General features: G+C 62.4%; 18 protein-coding genes. 11 read left to right on the top strand and 7 right to left on the bottom strand.

Annotated elements, in window-relative coordinates; genetic code table 11:
- Positions 1 to 172 precede the first annotated feature (172 nt).
- From AC3RCM_RS10015 to AC3RCM_RS10000, 4 genes are all read left to right on the top strand, one after another.
- The gene (locus tag AC3RCM_RS10015; RefSeq protein WP_104886327.1) at positions 173 to 883 is read left to right on the top strand and encodes a histidine phosphatase family protein; all 711 of its coding nucleotides are present in this window, start codon (positions 173 to 175) and stop codon (positions 881 to 883) included.
- 56 nt (positions 884 to 939) lie between these two features.
- Positions 940 to 1,257, top strand: a complete 318-nt coding sequence (locus tag AC3RCM_RS10010; RefSeq protein WP_003251077.1) for an SCP2 sterol-binding domain-containing protein — start codon at positions 940 to 942, stop codon at positions 1,255 to 1,257.
- A 183-nt stretch (positions 1,258 to 1,440) separates the two neighbouring features.
- Complete coding sequence (locus AC3RCM_RS10005) at positions 1,441 to 2,508, top strand: phosphotransferase family protein (protein ID WP_064492613.1); 1,068 nt, start codon at positions 1,441 to 1,443, stop codon at positions 2,506 to 2,508.
- A gap of 36 nt (positions 2,509 to 2,544) precedes the next feature.
- A complete protein-coding gene (locus AC3RCM_RS10000; RefSeq protein ID WP_492629551.1) occupies positions 2,545 to 3,312 on the top strand; it encodes an SDR family oxidoreductase in 768 nt (255 codons plus the stop codon).
- On the opposite strand, the gene AC3RCM_RS09995 is transcribed toward AC3RCM_RS10000, so the two are convergent.
- Together AC3RCM_RS09995 and AC3RCM_RS09990 are read right to left on the bottom strand one after the other, a co-directional pair.
- Positions 3,313 to 4,134 carry a class I SAM-dependent methyltransferase gene (locus tag AC3RCM_RS09995; RefSeq protein ID WP_064492614.1) on the bottom strand — a complete coding sequence of 274 codons (822 nt, stop codon included), beginning with the start codon at positions 4,132 to 4,134 and terminating at the stop codon, positions 3,313 to 3,315.
- Between the two features lie 170 nt (positions 4,135 to 4,304).
- Positions 4,305 to 4,655 (bottom strand): hypothetical protein, encoded by a 351-nt coding sequence (locus AC3RCM_RS09990; RefSeq protein ID WP_003251087.1) that lies wholly within the window; start codon positions 4,653 to 4,655, stop codon positions 4,305 to 4,307.
- 117 nt (positions 4,656 to 4,772) lie between these two features.
- On the opposite strand from AC3RCM_RS09990, the gene AC3RCM_RS09985 reads away from it, so the two are divergent.
- The 5 genes from AC3RCM_RS09985 (at position 4,773) to AC3RCM_RS09965 (ending at position 9,476) form a co-directional block, all read left to right on the top strand.
- A complete protein-coding gene (locus tag AC3RCM_RS09985) occupies positions 4,773 to 5,063 on the top strand; it encodes an RcnB family protein (protein WP_010954750.1) in 291 nt (96 codons plus the stop codon).
- Positions 5,064 to 5,306: 243 nt separating this feature from the next.
- Complete coding sequence (locus tag AC3RCM_RS09980; RefSeq protein WP_004577263.1) at positions 5,307 to 5,492, top strand: hypothetical protein; 186 nt, start codon at positions 5,307 to 5,309, stop codon at positions 5,490 to 5,492.
- A 73-nt stretch (positions 5,493 to 5,565) separates the two neighbouring features.
- On the top strand, positions 5,566 to 5,958 hold the full coding sequence (locus AC3RCM_RS09975; protein WP_010954752.1) for a glycine zipper domain-containing protein: 393 nt from the start codon (positions 5,566 to 5,568) through the stop codon (positions 5,956 to 5,958).
- Between the two features lie 126 nt (positions 5,959 to 6,084).
- Entirely contained in the window at positions 6,085 to 7,914 is a 1,830-nt protein-coding gene (locus AC3RCM_RS09970; RefSeq protein WP_064492615.1) for an SLC13 family permease, read from the top strand.
- A gap of 137 nt (positions 7,915 to 8,051) precedes the next feature.
- Entirely contained in the window at positions 8,052 to 9,476 is a 1,425-nt protein-coding gene (locus tag AC3RCM_RS09965; protein WP_104886331.1) for a GGDEF domain-containing protein, read from the top strand.
- A 1-nt stretch (position 9,477) separates the two neighbouring features.
- Here AC3RCM_RS09965 and AC3RCM_RS09960 read toward each other — a convergent pair whose 3' ends face one another.
- A complete protein-coding gene (locus AC3RCM_RS09960; RefSeq protein ID WP_010954755.1) occupies positions 9,478 to 10,239 on the bottom strand; it encodes a sulfite exporter TauE/SafE family protein in 762 nt (253 codons plus the stop codon).
- A 98-nt stretch (positions 10,240 to 10,337) separates the two neighbouring features.
- On the opposite strand from AC3RCM_RS09960, the gene AC3RCM_RS09955 reads away from it, so the two are divergent.
- Positions 10,338 to 11,243 (top strand): LysR family transcriptional regulator, encoded by a 906-nt coding sequence (locus AC3RCM_RS09955; RefSeq protein WP_104961331.1) that lies wholly within the window; start codon positions 10,338 to 10,340, stop codon positions 11,241 to 11,243.
- An 848-nt stretch (positions 11,244 to 12,091) separates the two neighbouring features.
- Positions 12,092 to 12,277, top strand: a complete 186-nt coding sequence (locus AC3RCM_RS09950; protein ID WP_274147262.1) for a hypothetical protein — start codon at positions 12,092 to 12,094, stop codon at positions 12,275 to 12,277.
- A gap of 171 nt (positions 12,278 to 12,448) precedes the next feature.
- Here the strand turns inward: AC3RCM_RS09950 and AC3RCM_RS09945 are convergent, their stop codons facing one another.
- The 4 genes from AC3RCM_RS09945 to AC3RCM_RS09930 all read right to left on the bottom strand — a co-directional run bounded on the left by AC3RCM_RS09945 (position 12,449) and on the right by AC3RCM_RS09930 (position 16,810).
- On the bottom strand, positions 12,449 to 13,741 hold the full coding sequence (locus tag AC3RCM_RS09945) for an OprD family porin (RefSeq protein WP_457251739.1): 1,293 nt from the start codon (positions 13,739 to 13,741) through the stop codon (positions 12,449 to 12,451).
- A 137-nt stretch (positions 13,742 to 13,878) separates the two neighbouring features.
- Positions 13,879 to 15,192, bottom strand: a complete 1,314-nt coding sequence (locus tag AC3RCM_RS09940) for an MFS transporter (RefSeq protein WP_492629550.1) — start codon at positions 15,190 to 15,192, stop codon at positions 13,879 to 13,881.
- A 208-nt stretch (positions 15,193 to 15,400) separates the two neighbouring features.
- Positions 15,401 to 16,042 (bottom strand): N-carbamoylsarcosine amidohydrolase, encoded by a 642-nt coding sequence (locus AC3RCM_RS09935; protein WP_104886336.1) that lies wholly within the window; start codon positions 16,040 to 16,042, stop codon positions 15,401 to 15,403.
- Positions 16,043 to 16,057: 15 nt separating this feature from the next.
- Complete coding sequence (locus AC3RCM_RS09930) at positions 16,058 to 16,810, bottom strand: maleate cis-trans isomerase family protein (protein ID WP_104886337.1); 753 nt, start codon at positions 16,808 to 16,810, stop codon at positions 16,058 to 16,060.

The raw sequence follows: 16,810 nt of genomic DNA, 5'->3' as shown, positions 1-16,810 counted from the left end.
CTACGGCGCGTCACTGTTGCAAGCATACCGTTGCGTCTATGGTGCTGCCAGCCGGTGTAAACGCTGGCAACATCTTTCAAACAACCTTTTCAAACGCTTGTATGTTTTTTCGTTGACAGCCCGTGAGCCGCATCCTAACCTCGCAGCAACCTCCAACAGGCCGGAACCTTTCGTGGGCAATCTCTACCTGATTCGACATGGCCAAGCCTCCTTCGGTGCCGATGACTACGACGTCCTCTCGCCCGTGGGCGTGCGCCAGAGCCAGGCCCTGGGTGAACACCTGGCCCAGTTGGGCGTGCGGCTGGACCGCTGCGTGGCTGGCGACCTGCGCCGCCAGCAGGATACCGCACGGCTGGCGCTGCAGGCGCTGCACGCCAACGGCTGCCCGGTGCCGGCGATTGAGACCGACGCCGCATTCAATGAGTTCGATGCCGACGGGGTGATCCGCGCCCTGTTGCCCGACCTGCTGCCGGAAGAGCCCGATGCCCTGCATGTGCTGCGCAATGCTGCGCAGCATCGCAGCGAGTTTCAGCGCCTGTTCGCGTTGATGGTGCAGCGCTGGCACGATGGCGAGCATGCCGATAATGGCCTGGAAACCTGGCATTCGTTTACGTCACGCGTACAAGGGGGCCTGCAACGCGTGCTGGACAGCGCCGGCAGCGGCGATCATGTTGCTATCTTCACCTCGGGTGGCACCATTGCCGCCCTGCTCCACCTGGTTACCGGTATTACCCCCAGCCAGGCGTTCGCGCTGAACTGGCAGATCATCAACACGTCGCTCAGCCAGCTGAAGTTTCGCGGCCGCGACGTGGCACTAGCCTCCTTCAACAGCCAGGCCCATGTGCAGCTGTTGAGGGCGCCGGAGCTTGTCACCTACCGATAAGCCCGGCTTGTTGTGTCCCTGCGGGGACGTGTAAATCACTCTATAAGGAATGCGCCATGACCTCCGTAGCTGATGCCGTCAAAAAGATGCAAGAGAAATTCAACCCATCCGCTGCCGCCGGCCTGGACCTGGTGTTCGGCTTCAACATCACCGACGAAGACAAGCACTACGCGCTGATCGTCAAGGACGGCACCTGCGACCTGCAGGAAGGCGAAAACCCGGATGCCAACTGCACCCTGGTGATGGACGCCGAAACCCTGAAGGGTATCGTAAGCGGCGAAACCGACGGCATGCAGGCCTTCATGGGTGGCAAGCTGCGGGTTGAAGGCGACATGATGCTGTCGATGAAACTCAGCGAGCTGTTCCCGTCCTGAGGGCTGGGAATACCGGATGATCGAAAAACCGAAGCCTGACGGCTTCGGTTTTTTTTGCCCTGCATTCGGTGCAGTGATCCACCAGCAACACCCTCACCTATTTGGCACATGGGACGATTGTTCCAACCCCGGCGGACCATTAGATTACCCAATAGTACTTGCTATCGAGAATAAGGAAGACGCATGACGCTCACCGACCAGTCCACCCAGGTACGCCCCGGCGAAGAACTCGACGCGGCCGTCATCGACCCTTACTTCAAAGCCAATATCCCCGGCCTGCACGGCCTGCCGAGCATCAGCCAGTTTCCTGGCGGCGCCTCCAACCTCACCTACCTGGTCAGCTACCCGGGCCGCGACTTCGTGCTGCGTCGACCACCCTTCGGTCAAAAGGCCAAGTCGGCCCACGACATGGGTCGCGAGTACCGCATCCTCAACCAGCTGAACAGCGGCTTCCCCTACTGCCCCAAGGCCTATGCACACTGCACCGACACCGGCCTGATCGGCGGCGAGTTCTATGTGATGGAACGGGTCGAGGGCATCATCCTGCGCTCGGACATCCCGGCCGAACTGAACCTGGACGCCAGCCGGACCGAAGCCCTGTGCAAAAGCTTCATCGACCGCCTGGTCGAGCTGCACCAGGTGGACTACACCGCCTGCGGCCTGGCCGACCTGGGCAAGCCGGAGGGCTACGTGCAGCGTCAGATCGAGGGCTGGACCAGCCGTTATGAAAAAGCCCTGACACCGGATGCGCCACGCTGGGAAACGGTAACCGCCTGGCTGCACGAAAAAATGCCCGCCGACCACCCGCGCCCAGGCATCGTGCACAACGACTACCGGTTCGACAACGTCATCCTGGACGCGGACAACCCCATGCGCATCATCGGTGTGCTGGACTGGGAAATGGCCACCCTGGGCGACCCACTCATGGACCTGGGCAACTCCCTGGCCTACTGGATCGAAGCCGGCGACCCGGCGCCAGTGCAGTTGATGCGCCGCCAGCCGAGCAACGCGCCGGGCATGCTCAGCCGTCGCCAGTTCGTCGATTACTACGCCGAGCGCGCCGGCATCCGCCTGGACAACTTCGATTACTACTATTGCTATGGCCTGTTCCGCCTGGCAGGCATCGTTCAGCAGATCTACTACCGCTACTACCATGGCCAGACCCAGGACAAGCGTTTCGCCCAGTTCATTCACATGAACCGCTTGCTGGAACAAATGACCTTGCAGGTCATTTCCAAGTCCAGCCTCTGAGCACAGCCCACGACGACGGATAACAAGGAAAACAGCATGTCCAAGACCCACCTGTTCGACCTCGACGGCAAGATTGCCTTTGTTTCCGGCGCCAGCCGAGGCATCGGCGAGGCCATCGCCCACTTGCTCGCGCAGCAAGGGGCCCATGTGATCGTTTCCAGCCGCAAGCTTGACGGGTGCCAGCAGGTGGCCGACGCCATCATTGCCGCCGGCGGCAAGGCCACGGCTGTGGCCTGCCACATTGGTGAGCTGGAACAGATTCAGCAGGTGTTCGCCGGCATTCGCGAACAGTTCGGGCGACTGGACGTGCTGGTCAACAATGCTGCCACCAACCCGCAATTCTGCAATGTGCTGGACACCGACCCAGGGGCGTTCCAGAAGACCGTGGACGTGAACATCCGTGGTTACTTCTTCATGTCGGTGGAGGCTGGCAAGCTGATGCGCGAGAACGGCGGCGGCAGCATCATCAACGTGGCGTCGATCAACGGTGTTTCACCCGGGCTGTTCCAAGGCATCTACTCGGTGACCAAGGCAGCGGTCATCAACATGACCAAGGTGTTCGCCAAAGAGTGTGCACCCTTCGGTATTCGCTGCAACGCGCTACTGCCGGGGCTGACCGACACCAAGTTCGCTTCGGCATTGGTGAAGAACGAAGCCATCCTTAACGCCGCCTTGCAGCAGATCCCCCTCAAACGCATGGCCGACCCCAAGGAAATGGCGGGCGCGGTGCTGTACCTGGCCAGCGATGCCTCCAGCTACACCACCGGCACCACGCTCAATGTCGACGGTGGCTTCCTGTCCTGATCAGGCTTTGACGGCGACCAAGGTGTAACTCAGGGGCAGGCGTGCAGGCTGCTCGCGCAGGCGATATTCGCCGTCTTCGCCCTTGACCATCTGCCCCGGCAGCGCCTCCCAGGGGATGCTCTGGTGCTCGACCAGTGCTGTCAGCTGCAGGCCGTGGGCCAGCAAGGCAGTGATCACTTCTCCCAGGCCGTGGTTCCATTCGTGGGTTTCGGTGTGGGCCAGGCGTTGATCGGTTTCGACGTAGGTCTGGTCGGTGTGCCACACCGTCGGCGCTTCGTGTTCGAAATACGGATATTCGAGCTGCAGGCGGTCCTGATGATCTTCGTTGACAGCCATCAGCATCGGGTGCCCGTCGCGCAGGAACAGCCGCCCGCCCGGTTTCAGTAGTGCCGCGACGGTGCGCGCCCACGGCTCGATGCGGGGCAACCAGCAGAGCGCGCCAATACCGGTGTAGACCAGGTCGAACGTACCCGCCGGCAGTACCTTGTCGGCGGCATAGACGTCAGACTCGACATACTGGATGGGCAGCGCGCATCGCTCGGCCAATGCCCGTGCCTCGGCCAGCGAAGCCTTGGAATAATCCAGGCCACAAACCTTGGCGCCAAGGCGCGCCAGCGACAGGGTGTCGGTGCCGATGTGGCACTGCAAGTGGACCGTATCAAGCCCGTCGATGTCACCGAGCAATGGCAGGTCGAAGCGTACGGTTTCGGACAAGTGCCCGTGTTGCTGGACCAGGCGTTCGACCTCGTAGTCCTTCGAAGCGGCGTGCAACGGGGCACGCTCATCCCAGCTGATGCGGTTGAGTTGCAGTGAACGGTCCATGGTGTCGTCCTTGAGTGGAAGCACCTTATGCTAGCCGCCACCGAGCGCCCTGCGACACAACTGCCTTGAAAAAAACTGTAAAGCCCGCGCGCCTCTGCCGTGGCAACAACTGCCTTGCTCAGTACCCTGAATGCACGGGCCCCTTACAGGAGCGGCGATAGCGTCAGCCGTTACAGGCAGGTTGCAGCAGCCGCTCGGCGTTGCAGGGCCACGCCGTCGTTCTGCTTCGCGTAGTAATCCACACGCGTGCCGCCCGGCTGCGGGTAAACGTCCACGAACGCTTCGGCCTCACGGGTAAACACGGTGAAACCGCCCTGCTTGCGAGGCTCCAGGTAGCCGCTGGCGTCATCACCGAACACCTTCTCTTCCTGCCAGCTGAACTGGATGCACTGGGCCACCAGCTCTGGCGCCTTGTGCGAATCGAGCTGCGCAGTCGGCTTGCCGCCACGCGCCGTTTCCATGGTCGCAGAAGCACAACCGGCCAGCATCAGCACCGCAGCCAACGGCAGAATCGCACGCATGTTCCATCCTCGGGGTCGCAAAAAAGAAGGCGACTCTAGCACTGGCAGGCATCCCGAGTGAATTGCCGCGCACTTGCCGCTGTCGCAGATAAAACATGCCATCACGAGGAACGCATCATGAAACTGCACTATCTGCTACTCGCCGCCCTGCCTTGCCTGCCTCTGAGCGTCAGCGCCGCCCCCTCGAGCGAAGAAAGCATCACCGCCCCCGAAACCCACAACCGTGAACTGAACGTCGGCGACAAGGCCCCGGACCAGTACAAACGCGATGACCAGGCCATCCAGGACTGGAAAGCCAAAGGCCTGCCCGAACCGGAAAAGGAAAGCCACTGGGTGCGCATGGGCAAGCATTATGTGCTGGTGCAGATCACCAATGGCGTGGTGCTGGCGATTCAACCGGCATCCTGATTCGACACGCCCCGGCCAAGGCGACCCATTGCACAGCACTTCGCCGCCGGCCAAGCATGGCCAGAACGTGTTGATACGCTTGGAACGATCAATGCCGGTCAGCGCCACAGCCCGTTCTTTCAGGCGAACGCCTTGGCGCTGATCACTTGAAGCACAATTTTTTTGCCCGCCCGGGAAACCAAATCGATCGGTCCCAGTCTTAAAAGGTGCCCCGTAAACCTATGCGGATCAAGGACCTATATCGTGCTCACGCGTCTTGCAAGCCTTTCTCTGGTTGCTGTTGTCCTGCTGACCGCAGGTTGCCATAGCCATCGCTACCATGATGACGACGGCTGGCGTGACCGCGACCGTGACCATCGCCACCACCATCGCCATGACCGCGACGACGATGACGATCGGCAATACCGCGGTGACCGCTACTACCGCTGAAGCGTCCTTTCAGCCCTGACCTGCCGCCCGTTGCGCGGCGACTTATCCTGATGATTCCTTTGAGGTTCGTATCATGCGTCTGACTCTGCCTTCCCTTGCCCTTGGCCTGCTGCTATGCCAGGGCGCTTTCGCCGGTGACGGTACTGCCGCCATTGGCGGTGGCCTGGGGGGTGTCCTGGGCAACGTTGTTGGTCAACAGCTCGGCGGCAAGACCGGCGCAGCCATCGGTGCCGGCGTTGGCGGCGCAGCCGGCAGCGCTGTCGGTGCGCGCAAAGGCAACCGTACCGAAGCCGCCATCGGCGGTGGCCTGGGCTCGGCCGGCGGCTCGCTGCTGGGCGGCGCAGTAGGCGGCAAGACCGGTTCGACCGTGGGTGCCGGCCTGGGCGGCGCGGCCGGTGGTGCCCTCGGCAACCATCTGGGCGACAACAACCGCGGCAGCAAGAAGCACCACCGCCACCGTCACTGACCCCGTGACCGGAGGGCCGCATAGCGGCCCTTTTTGTTGCAGCACATCAACACCCCCTTCACTACAAGCTGGCACACTGACTGCTACTGTCTATCGTGCCCCCGTGTGAAGGAACACCCCCTCCCCATGAACCATGAGTTGCTCTGGGTCCTCGGCCTGCTGGCCATCGTGATTACCCTGTTCGTCATCAACCGCCCACGCATGGACGTGGTCGCGCTGCTGGTGATTCTCGCCCTGCCACTACTCGGCATCCTTACCGTGGAACAGGCCCTGGCCGGGTTCAGCGACCCCAACGTGGTGCTGATCGCCGCCCTGTTCGTGATTGGCGAAGGCCTGGTGCGCACCGGCATTGCCTATCGCATCGGCGAATGGATGAGCGAGCGGGCCGGCAATAGCGAAGCACGCCTGCTGGTACTGCTGATGGTGGCGGTGGCCGGGCTGGGATCGATAATGAGCTCCACCGGCGTGGTGGCCATTTTCATCCCGGTGGTGCTGAGCATCGCTGCGCGCCTGCAGCTGTCACCCAGCCGCCTGATGATGCCACTGGCTTTTGCCGGCCTCATCAGTGGCATGCTCAGCCTGGTCGCCACACCGCCCAACGTGGTGGTGCACAGCGAACTGGTCCGCCATGGCGAAGCGGGGTTCAGCTTCTTCAGCTTTACCCCGTTCGGCCTGGTGGTACTGGTGCTGGGCATTGGCTACATGCTGCTGACCCGGCACTGGCTCAACGGTGAAGTGCGCAAGGACGGCCGGGTGGAAAGCCGCCGCACCTTGCTGGACCTGGTACTGGACTACAAGCTCAACGGCCGTGAACGACGCCTGCGCATCCGCCCTCAGTCACCGCTGATCGGCCACAACCTTGGCGAGCTGCAACTGCGCACCAGACACGGCGCCAACGTGATCGGTATCGAGCGCCAACACAAGTTCACCACGCGCGTGATCGCGGCCGACTCGGGCACCGTGCTGCATCAGGGCGACGTGCTGCTGCTCGACCTGTTCGCCAAGCATGACAACCTGCGCAGCCTGTGCCAAACCATGCACCTGGAGCCGCTGCACTTCAAGGCCGCCTACTTCATCGACCAGTCCCAGGATTTGGGAATGGCTGAGGTGTCGCTGCCACCCGGCTCGCAGTTGATCGGCAAGAGCATCCTCGAACTGGCGTTCCGCACCCGCTATGGCCTCAACGTGGTCGGCCTGCGCCGCGATCAGGCCGCTATCGAAGAGCAACTGGTGGAAGAAAAGCTGCGCCTTGGCGACACGCTGCTGGTAGTCGGCCCGTGGAAGGCAGTACGCCAATTGCAAAGCAAGCCCAAAGATTTCCTGGTCCTGAGCTTGCCCGCCGAGATCGACCTGGTCGCACCAGCCCGCACTCGCGCGCCGCAAGCGTTGCTTAGCCTGGCGGTAATGGTCGGGCTAATGGTCAGCGGCGCCGTACCCAATGTCATGGCAGCGTTGATCGGCTGCTTGCTGATGGGCGCAGGCCGTTGCATCGACATGAACAGTGCCTATCGCGCCATCCACTGGCAAAGCCTGGTGCTGATCGTGGGTATGCTGCCCTTCGCCCAGGCGCTGCAGAAAACCGGCGGCATCGACCTGGCGGTGGGTGGGCTGGTGAACGTGCTGGGTGGTGCCGGCCCCAGCGCCATTCTTGCCTGCCTGTTCGCCGTCACCGCAGTGATCGGGCTGTTCATTTCCAACACCGCCACCGCGGTTCTGATGGCGCCGGTGGCTGTCAGCACTGCGGCGCAGCTGGGCATGTCGCCCTACCCGTTCGCCATGACCGTCGCACTGGCCGCGTCGGCGGCATTCATGACGCCGGTGTCATCACCGGTCAACACGCTGGTGCTTGGGCCCGGGCAATACCGCTTCGCTGACTTCGTCAAGATTGGCGTGCCGTTCACCGTGCTGGTGATGCTGGTTACCGTCGTGATGGTGCCGTGGTTCTTCGGGCTGTGAGGAAAGTGGCCAGAAATAGAGGCAATTTGACATTATCGCAACCAATCGCGGCAGATTGACATCAACCACCCTGAGCCAACACACTGCGGGTAATTGCCCCAGGTGCTCTATCGCGTTGTCCTGGATTTCGTTTCCGCTTGCCGGTCGAGTTCATGGTTTTTCCAGCCCAATCGCGCGTGTTGCCTTATGTCATTGTAGTTGGCGTAACCTTCGCCCTTACCCTGGGCGGTATCCTGGCACGCCCGATCGAATCGCTGTCGCTGTTCTGGCCAGTCAATGCCGTACTGGCCGGCGTACTGCTGCGCTACCCCCGTCAAGCCACGTTTACGGGCTTTAGCCTGGTGTGGCTGGCCATGGTCGGGGCCGACCTGCTGTGTGGCAGCGCCTGGGTACCGGCTCTGTGGTTAAACCTGTGCAATCTTGGCGTGGTGGTCACCCTCTGGCAGCTGCTGTCGCGCTTGCCACGCATGCACCGGCGCATGCGCAGCCCGCACGGCGTACTCAGCGTGTTCGCCGCCTGCGCCGCCGCTGCCATGGTGGCGGCCAGCATGGCAGCGGTAATGGCCGCACCCTGGTTCGAACAGTCGTTGCGCGCCACCTGGCTAGCCTGGTTCAGCGAACAGTTCTCGACCGGCGTGCTGGTGCTGCCGGTGCTGCTTACAGCGCCCTCGGTGCGGGCCTTGGTGCGCGGCGGCGCGCAGCCCATTCGCCTGGCGCCGTTGCTGGTACTGCTGGCCTCGCTGGCATTCAGCATCGCATTCGGTGGCCCTGGGGCCATTGCCTTCCCGATTGCCGCGTTACTGTGGTGTGCCTGGACCTACTCACCGTTCCTGGTTTCATTGCTGACGCTCACGGCCGGCAGTACGCTCATCGTGGCCGTGGCGCAAAACCTCATGCACTTCAGCGTGCCGCAGAGCGAGCCTGGGGTTACCACGCTGATGTCGGCGCGCCTGGGCATCGCCATGCTGGTGCTCGGGCCGCTGGTGGTGGCCTGCGTCAGCCAGGCCAACCGTAGCCTCATGGCCCGCCTGGCGCACCAGGCCACCGTCGATCACCTCACCGGCGTGCTCACCCGCAGCGCCTTCACACGCCGTGCCAACTCGCTGCTGGAGAGCCGCCAGCAGCACGCCCAGGCGCTGCCGCTGACCCTGATGATGCTGGACATCGACCACTTCAAGTCGATCAACGATGCCCACGGCCATGCCGTCGGTGACCAGGTGCTGCGCCAATTCGCCAGCACCCTGCAGGACCAACTGCACAACGATGAACTGATCGCACGGCTGGGTGGCGAAGAATTCGTTGTCATCCTGCCCGGACTTGCGCCAGAGCGGGCCAACTTCACCGCCGAACGCCTGCGCCGCGCCATACAGGACCTGCACGTGACACAGGCCGACCAGCGCCTGCAGATTACCGTGAGTATCGGTGTGGCAGGCTGCGACGCAGACATGCCGGCCCCCAGCCTCGACGAACTGCTGGCCAGTGCCGACCAGGCGCTGTACCGGGCCAAGGCCCGGGGCCGCAATCGCGTCGAACAGGCCGAAGCACAGCGCCTGGTGATCTGAACTAGCCGGCCAGCAGGTCCCACGACAGCTTGGCGATCAGCACACACAACAGCACCAGGAACAGCCCGCGGACAAACCCGGCACCCTTGCGTACCGCCAGCCAGGTACCGGTCAGCGCGCCGAGAATGTTACACACCGCCATGGGCAAGGCTATGGCGTACAGCACGTTGCCCGTCGGCACGAAGAACACCAGCGCCGCCAGGTTGGTGGCAATGTTCACCACCTTGGCCGAAGCCGAGGCGTGCAGGAAGTCCAGGGCAAAGAAGCGGATGAACAGGAAGATCAGGAAGCTACCGGTGCCCGGGCCGAACAGGCCATCGTAGAAGCCGATAGCACCGCCGATCAGCACTGCCAGGCACTGCTCCTTGCGGCCGACCTGCGCAGGTGTGTGCAAGGTGCCGAAGTCCTTCTTGCAGAAGGTGTAGACAGCCATCAGCACGATCAGCACCAGCACTGCCGGGCGCATCACGCTGGGGGGTACCAGCGACACCGTGGCGGCCCCCGCGAACGACATGACAAAGGCACTGAGTGCCGCCGGTACGATCAACCCCCAATCCAGCGTCACTTTACGGATGAACGAGCGGGCCGCGAAGGCCGTGCCGCACACGGACGCCAGTTTGTTGCTGCCGAGCAAGGCGGCCGGTTGCGCGGAGGGCAACACGTTGAACAAGGCCGGGATCTGGATCAGCCCGCCGCCACCCACCGCGGCGTCGATCAACCCAGCGGCGAAGGCGAACACAGAAAGCACAGCAATATCCATCATGACGCGGTTCCAGGCAGTGAAGACGCCTGCAAGGCTAATCAAAGTGGCACACTTGTGTTGAAATGCCATATTGCGATAACTGCAACGAGGAGCACGCCATGGCACTGGACATGCTGCGGGAAATTCAGGCGTTCGTCAGTGTGGCGCACAAGCGCAGCTTCGTTGCTGCCGCCCGCGCCCTGGGGCGTTCGCCCAGCGCAGTTACGCGCGCGGTACAAACCCTGGAAGACAATGCGGGAAGCAAACTGCTCAACCGCAACGCCAACGCCGTCACACTGACCGAGGCCGGCGAGCGCTTGCTGCCGCATGCCGAACGCTTGCTGGATGTGCAACGCGATGCTGCCGACGAACTGGCCGCGCTCAGCGGCAGCGCCCAAGGTTGGATTCGCTTTGCCGCGCCGCAACTGCTGGGAGAGCATGTGCTACCGCAAGTGCTTGCCGAGTTTTCCCGCCGCCACCCTCAGGTGACCCTGGACGTGCAGTACAGCGACGAAGCCCTTGACCCGCTGCAAGGTAAATTCGACTTCGTGGTGCGCGGCGCCTTTCCGCAATCGAGCGAGCTGATCGGCTACCCGCTTTGGCCCTACCAGCGCCACCTGTATGCCAGCCCGGCATATCTGGCCCTGGCTGGCACACCGCAACATCCGGAAGACCTGGATGGACACACCTTGATCCTGCATACCGCGCCACGCATCCTCAAGGCCTGGCACTTCTGCCACGATGACCAGATCACCAGCCTGCGCCCCAGGCCCAGGCTCCGCCTGGGCTCAGGAGGCGCGGTGTACCACAGCACCCTGGCCGGCGCCGGCATCGCACGCCTTGCCGCCTGGGTCGGCGAAGCACAGGTCAAGGCCGGCCGCCTGGTGCGGGTGTGCCCGCAGTACCGCTTGACGTCCAGTAGCGGCCAAGACCCACAGATGCATGCTGTATACCCTGCCGGCGAGTTGCCGACGCGGGTGCGTGACTTGCTGGCCGCCCTGCGCCGAGCCGGCCCGCTGTACTGAAACAAGCCATGAAACGACTGTTCAAATTCTGCTCAATTTAACAGAGCCCGCCGCGGGTCTGGCTTGCAGCACTTTATCCACAGACCTACCCACGTTTTTTGTGGACAGATTTCCCAGCGTAAAGAACGACTTATCGCACAAGGAGAAAGGCGAACTGGCCAACCTGACCCGCTCGATCCACGCCTGCCCTGAGAATGACTTGCACCTGATGCTGACCCAGCAGTGCGATGAAAAAGATGACCGGCCATTGGCCAATAGATTGGGCCCGTCGCTTGGAGTGGACGGGCCGCGCAGGGGAAAACGCAGTTGAACTCAGCTTGGCGGAATGGTGCCAAGAATACCAATCAGAATGGTCAGCAGCAGAAAACCACCCAGGAACAGCGCCAGCTTGCCCATTGGAACCTCTACAGTTGTGATGCGGGAATGGGCATATTGTCGAGCTTGGGCTGATACGGTTACAGATTCAGGTTTATGGAAAAAAAGCGGATCAGATGTGATGCGCAGATGCCGCCGAGCTGGATTCAGCCACAGTGGTTGACGCTGAGCACGTGTCGCTCGCGGGCCGGCAATTGATACATGAAGTTTCCAAACACGCCTCCAGGTTTACCCAGCACCTGCGTTGGGTGCGCTGCCCCTCGAAAGCGCCCGAACCCAGCCAATACGGTAGATTGAGCTTGCTTGGGAGGACACGATCTGAAACACGACTTGTAGGATTATTTACCGCACTCCGTAGGAAAGGACGTGGCAATGAGTATTGCCTGTATGAAACATCAGTTTCTCAGGCAAATTCGAGCTGCTACGGTCCATTTTTCCTACAACGGTACGGAAGCCTACAGCGTGAGAAAAGCATGGACTCGTTCAAAACCTCTGCACTGAAGTTGCAGAAAAATCTGCTTAACCTGCGCGTTGAGCGTGAGCGCTTAAGAGGTGAAGGCAAGGACAAGGAAGCGGATCAACTCACTGGGCCGATCGCGCGGCTTGAGGAGGCCATTCGGCAACTGCCGGATAGCCTGAAGCCCGACACCTTGCAGTGACCTGCAAGAGCCATTGTCATGCTCCACAGCTCAGGCCTACCCATCCCCTTGCACGAGCAGCCTTGCGCTGCGAAGAGAGCGGTAAGGCAAACGACTGCCTTAGGCAGCTATTGCTTCTTCGCAGCATAAGGTTGCTTCGGAAGCCGAGCTGGCGCCGGGTCACCTATCCCCTCAGAACACCTTGATCGTGTAACTCAGAATCAAGCGGTTCTCATCTATATCTGTCCGGTAGTTGGAGCGCGCCATCACGTTGCGCACCCGTATCCCAAGCCCGGCCAACGGCCCGCTTTGCACCACGTAGGCCAGGTCCAGGTCACGCTCGCGGTCACGCCCTTCAAAGCCCAGCCCTGTCTCCACGTCCCGGCCCTTCACATAACGCAGGGTCGACGTCAGCCCTGGAAGCCCCAAGGCGACAAAATTGTAATCATGTCGCACCTGCCACGAGCGTTCACCCGGCGCCGAGAACTCATAGGTCGGCAGCGTATTACCCATCGGGTTGGTGTTGGCGCCTACCTGGATAAAGCCGTCATCCCCGCCGATCTGCTGATAGCCCACATAGAAGGTATGCCCGCCGGTCTTGGCCGAGAACAGGCTGAACAGCGCATGGTTATCGTAGTCGCCAGCCACCTTGCTCCCGTCCTCGCTGGCATCGAAGTAGCCGGCATTGACCCCCAGCGTCCAGCCCCCGATCGGCTCGGCATGCTTGAAGCTGTAGAAGCGCTGCTGGTAGATATCCTCCAGCTGCGCCTGCCAGACACCGACGCTGGTTCGGTTGTCGTTGAAGGCATAGTCGGCACCCACGTAGTTGAACCGGTCGCTGGTAAAACGCGCCAGCCGCGCCGGGTTGATCGGGTCGTTGACCAGCGCGTACATCTTCTGGCTGTTGGACGAGTCGCGCAGGCTGGTGGAACGGAACTGGCCGGCGTTCAAGGTCAACCCGGCGAACTCGCGCGACTCCACCATCGCGCCCTGATATGTCGGCGGCAGCAGGCGCAAATCGCTGAACAGCAGCACCGGCAGGTTGGGCATCAACTCGCCCACCTTCAGCTCGGTTTGCGACACCTTGAACTTGATCGCCGCACCCAGGCGGCTGTATTCGTCCGCCGACTTGCCGCTGTCCAGGCTGGGCAGCAATCCGGACCGGGCATGTTCCGGGCTGCTGTCGAGCTTGAAACCCAGCAGGCCAGTAACATCCACACCCACGCCAACGGTGCCCTGGGTATAACCGGAGCTGGCATTGAGGATAAACCCTTGCGCCCATTCCTGGGTGCGCGACTGGGTGCTGGCGCCCTTGATATCGGCATAGTCGCGGCTGAAGAAGTAATTGCGCGCCTGCAGCGTGGCGCGGGCACCTTCGATGAAACCGGCCTCTTCTGCCGTGGCCTCTGCACACAAGGCGGCGGCAATACAACCGCCGGCCAGGCGTGCAGACGAAGAAAAACGCGGCGCAGTGAAACCTTGCATAGGGCTACTCCTGGATTTGGGCAACAGCAACCCGGCGCGGCGGCACTGCATGGCCACCGGCGTGCGGGTTGCATCGAAAGAGGTCGGCAGGCGGGCCACGGCCCGCCTGCCCTGCCGTTGCGTGAAGCGCTGGGCCGCTAGCGGTTGACCAGCTTCGCCGGCAAGGCGATGACCAGGAAGCAGCTGAGGATCAGGCAGCCGGCAAACACCCACAGGGCAGCGTGCGAGGTGCCGGTGAGGTCGGTGACCACGCCCATCAGTGAGTTGCTCACCAGGCCGGCGATGTTGGCGACCGAACAGGCCAGGGCAAAGCCGGTGGCGGCTGCGGTGCCTTTGAGGAAGGTGGCCGGCAGGCTGAAGAACACCGGCACCGCGCCGATGATCGCCGCCGAGGCAATGGCGAACAGCACCACGGTCATCACCAGGTTCTGGCTGAACAAGGTGCTGCTGGCCATGGCGATTGCACCAATGATGAACGGCACGATGATGTGCCAGCGGCGCTCGCGGTGGCGGTCGGAGCTGGCCCCGATCATGAGCATGCCGGCCAGCGCGGCCAGGCTTGGAATGGCCGTGAGCAGGCCGATATGGAAGGTATCGCTGACGCCCGCATCGCGGATGAAGGTCGGCATCCAGAAGCCCATCGCATAGGCGCTGAGCAGGATCGAAAAGTCGATACCACCGAGCATCCACACCTTAAGGTTGAAGAAGCCATCGCGGAAGCTGTGTTTGCTGTCCTTGCCCTCGGCATCGTCCGCGGCCAGGTCTGCCGCCAGTTGTACCTTGTCGTCAGCCGACAGCCATTTGGCCTGCTGGAAATGGTTAGGCAATGCCCAGAACGTGAGGATGCCGAGTAAAACGCTGGGGATCGCCTCCAGCAGGAACAGCCACTGCCACCCATGCAAACCTTGAACCTGGTCGAAATGCCCCATGATCCAGCCAGAAATCGGCCCGCCAATCACGCTCGACAACGGCAGCCCGATCATGAACAGGGCAATGATGCGCCCGCGGCGATAGGTGGGGTACCACATGGTCAGGTAGTACAGCACGCCTGGCAGGAAGCCGGCTTCGGCCGCCCCCAGCAGGAAACGCAGTATATAGAACTGGGTGGTGCTGGTGACGAACATGGTGCAGGCCGACAGCAGGCCCCAGGTGATCATGATGCGGGCGATCCACAGCTTGGCGCCAACGCGCTGCAGGATCAGGTTGCTCGGCACTTCGAAGATGATGTAGCCGACGAAGAACAGCCCTGCACCCAGGCCATAGGCCGCTGTGCTGAACTGCAGGTCTTCGAGCATCTGCAGCTTGGCGAAGCCGACATTGATGCGGTCCAGATAAGCTGCAAGGTAGCAGAAGCACAAGAAGGGGATGAGCCTCCAGGTGATCTTGCTGTACAGCGCTTTCGTGCCATGGTCGATGTCACTGTGGACCGTGGTTGCATTCGCAATTGGCATTTCCTGTCTCCTGGCGGGCGACTTTGTGGTTGTTTTAAGGCCAGCAGTTTTCGACGCGCCGGGCACGCCGCGCATTCTACGCGGCGGGCCTGGACAGCGCCTGAAGACCCCGAGTGCTCCTGCGGGGCGACCACCAGGACAGCAGGCGGTCATGGACGGGCTTCCCGCACCGGTCCTTGATTGTTATTGGGTAGGCGCTGCCCGGCGTTCAGCCGGCCAGGTGCCTGAGTTGCTGCATGGCATCCTGCCGGGTGACGACATCGCCGTACTTGCTGTCGATGTCGAACAGGTTGGCTTCGTGCGGGTCGCTGTGGCGGTCACCGACACACTCGCGCACCACGATGGTTCGAAACCCGTGCTGCATGGCATCCACCGCACTGGCGCGGATGCAGCCGCTGGTCGAGCAGCCAGCCAGCACCACGGTATCCACCCCCTGTGCATGCAGTAGCGGGGCCAGGCTGGTGGCGAAGAAAGCGCTGGCGTACTGCTTGCTCAGCACCACCTCCCCTGCCTGTGGCGCAACGGCCTCGCAAAAGGCTGCCAGCGGGTTGCCTTCGACCATGTCCTTCATCACCGGCGCCTTGCGCACCCACACGCCGCCGTCAGCAAAATGCGGAGGCTGGTAGCGGATGTTGGTATGCACCACCAAGGTACCGCAGTCGCGGGCCAGCGCCAGCAGGCCGGCGGCCTGCTCGACCGCTGCGACCACGCCCGAGGCGTACAGCGGTGCGCCCGGGGTGGTGTAGCCCTGCATGAAGTCGATCATCAGCAGGGCCGGCTTGCGGCCAAAGCCGATGCGCTGGCCCCACACACCCTGGTAGTTGTCACGGGCGCTTTGTGCGTCGCTCATGTCCGTCTCCCGATTTCAGTAGGCGCCCGACAGCAAGGCACCGGCGCCCGGCACGATCGGCTCCAGGTCCAGCGCCTTGAGCATGGCGTAGGTGGTAGCGATGGCAGCGGTGACCACCGGCTTGCCGGTTTGCGCCTCGACCTTGGCCACTGCCGGCAGCGATTGCATCTGCACGCACGCCGACAGCACCACCACATCGACGCCTTCAAGGTCCATGCCGGCGACGATGTCCGGCAGGTTGGCCGGGTCGTGACGGGCCACGGCGAGGTTGTCGGGGATTTCCAGCGCGCGCCAGTCCTGCACCTCGAAGCCTTCCTCGCGGATGTAGTTCACCACCAGCTCGGTCAGCGGCTTCATGTACGGCGCGACGATGGCAATGCGCTTGGCCTTCATCACATGCAAGGCCTCGACCAGCGCCCCGGCGCTGGTGATCACCGGCGCCAGTGCATCATTGTCGGCGGTGGCCTGCTGCAGGCGCTTTTCAGATTGGCGGTGATAGCCCAGCCCCATGGCCATGATCGCCACAAGGCAGGCATAGCCCAGCACATCGACCTTGGCGTCGGACAGCTCGACTGCGCAGCGGTCGGACTCGGCGTCCATCGCGGCCAGTTCTTCCTTCTTCACCTGCTTCATGCGCATGCGGCTGGAATGGAAGGTGAACCGCTCGGGGCGGATCGCCTGGCGTGCGTTGAGCATCGCCGGAATTTCGGTTTCCATGGTGGTGTTCGAACTCGGCACGATCTGGCCGATGCGGTATAGCTGGGTCAT

Source organism: Pseudomonas sp. GW823-FHT05G12, from assembly GCF_058795575.1.
Note: the sequence above shows the minus strand (reverse complement) of the source record. Positions and strands in the feature narration are given on the sequence as shown.

Coding starts and splice junctions, on each gene's coding strand:
- AC3RCM_RS10010 (WP_003251077.1), top strand. CDS start 940: ATGACCTCCGTAGCTGATGCCGTCAAAAAGATGCAAGAGAAATTCAAC.
- AC3RCM_RS10005 (WP_064492613.1), top strand. CDS start 1,441: ATGACGCTCACCGACCAGTCCACCCAGGTACGCCCCGGCGAAGAACTC.
- AC3RCM_RS10000 (WP_492629551.1), top strand. CDS start 2,545: ATGTCCAAGACCCACCTGTTCGACCTCGACGGCAAGATTGCCTTTGTT.
- AC3RCM_RS09995 (WP_064492614.1), bottom strand. CDS start 4,134: ATGGACCGTTCACTGCAACTCAACCGCATCAGCTGGGATGAGCGTGCC.
- AC3RCM_RS09990 (WP_003251087.1), bottom strand. CDS start 4,655: ATGCGTGCGATTCTGCCGTTGGCTGCGGTGCTGATGCTGGCCGGTTGT.
- AC3RCM_RS09985 (WP_010954750.1), top strand. CDS start 4,773: ATGAAACTGCACTATCTGCTACTCGCCGCCCTGCCTTGCCTGCCTCTG.
- AC3RCM_RS09975 (WP_010954752.1), top strand. CDS start 5,566: ATGCGTCTGACTCTGCCTTCCCTTGCCCTTGGCCTGCTGCTATGCCAG.
- AC3RCM_RS09970 (WP_064492615.1), top strand. CDS start 6,085: ATGAACCATGAGTTGCTCTGGGTCCTCGGCCTGCTGGCCATCGTGATT.
- AC3RCM_RS09960 (WP_010954755.1), bottom strand. CDS start 10,239: ATGATGGATATTGCTGTGCTTTCTGTGTTCGCCTTCGCCGCTGGGTTG.
- AC3RCM_RS09955 (WP_104961331.1), top strand. CDS start 10,338: ATGGCACTGGACATGCTGCGGGAAATTCAGGCGTTCGTCAGTGTGGCG.
- AC3RCM_RS09950 (WP_274147262.1), top strand. CDS start 12,092: ATGGACTCGTTCAAAACCTCTGCACTGAAGTTGCAGAAAAATCTGCTT.
- AC3RCM_RS09945 (WP_457251739.1), bottom strand. CDS start 13,741: ATGCAAGGTTTCACTGCGCCGCGTTTTTCTTCGTCTGCACGCCTGGCC.
- AC3RCM_RS09940 (WP_492629550.1), bottom strand. CDS start 15,192: ATGCCAATTGCGAATGCAACCACGGTCCACAGTGACATCGACCATGGC.
- AC3RCM_RS09935 (WP_104886336.1), bottom strand. CDS start 16,042: ATGAGCGACGCACAAAGCGCCCGTGACAACTACCAGGGTGTGTGGGGC.
- AC3RCM_RS09930 (WP_104886337.1), bottom strand. CDS start 16,810: ATGACCCAGCTATACCGCATCGGCCAGATCGTGCCGAGTTCGAACACC.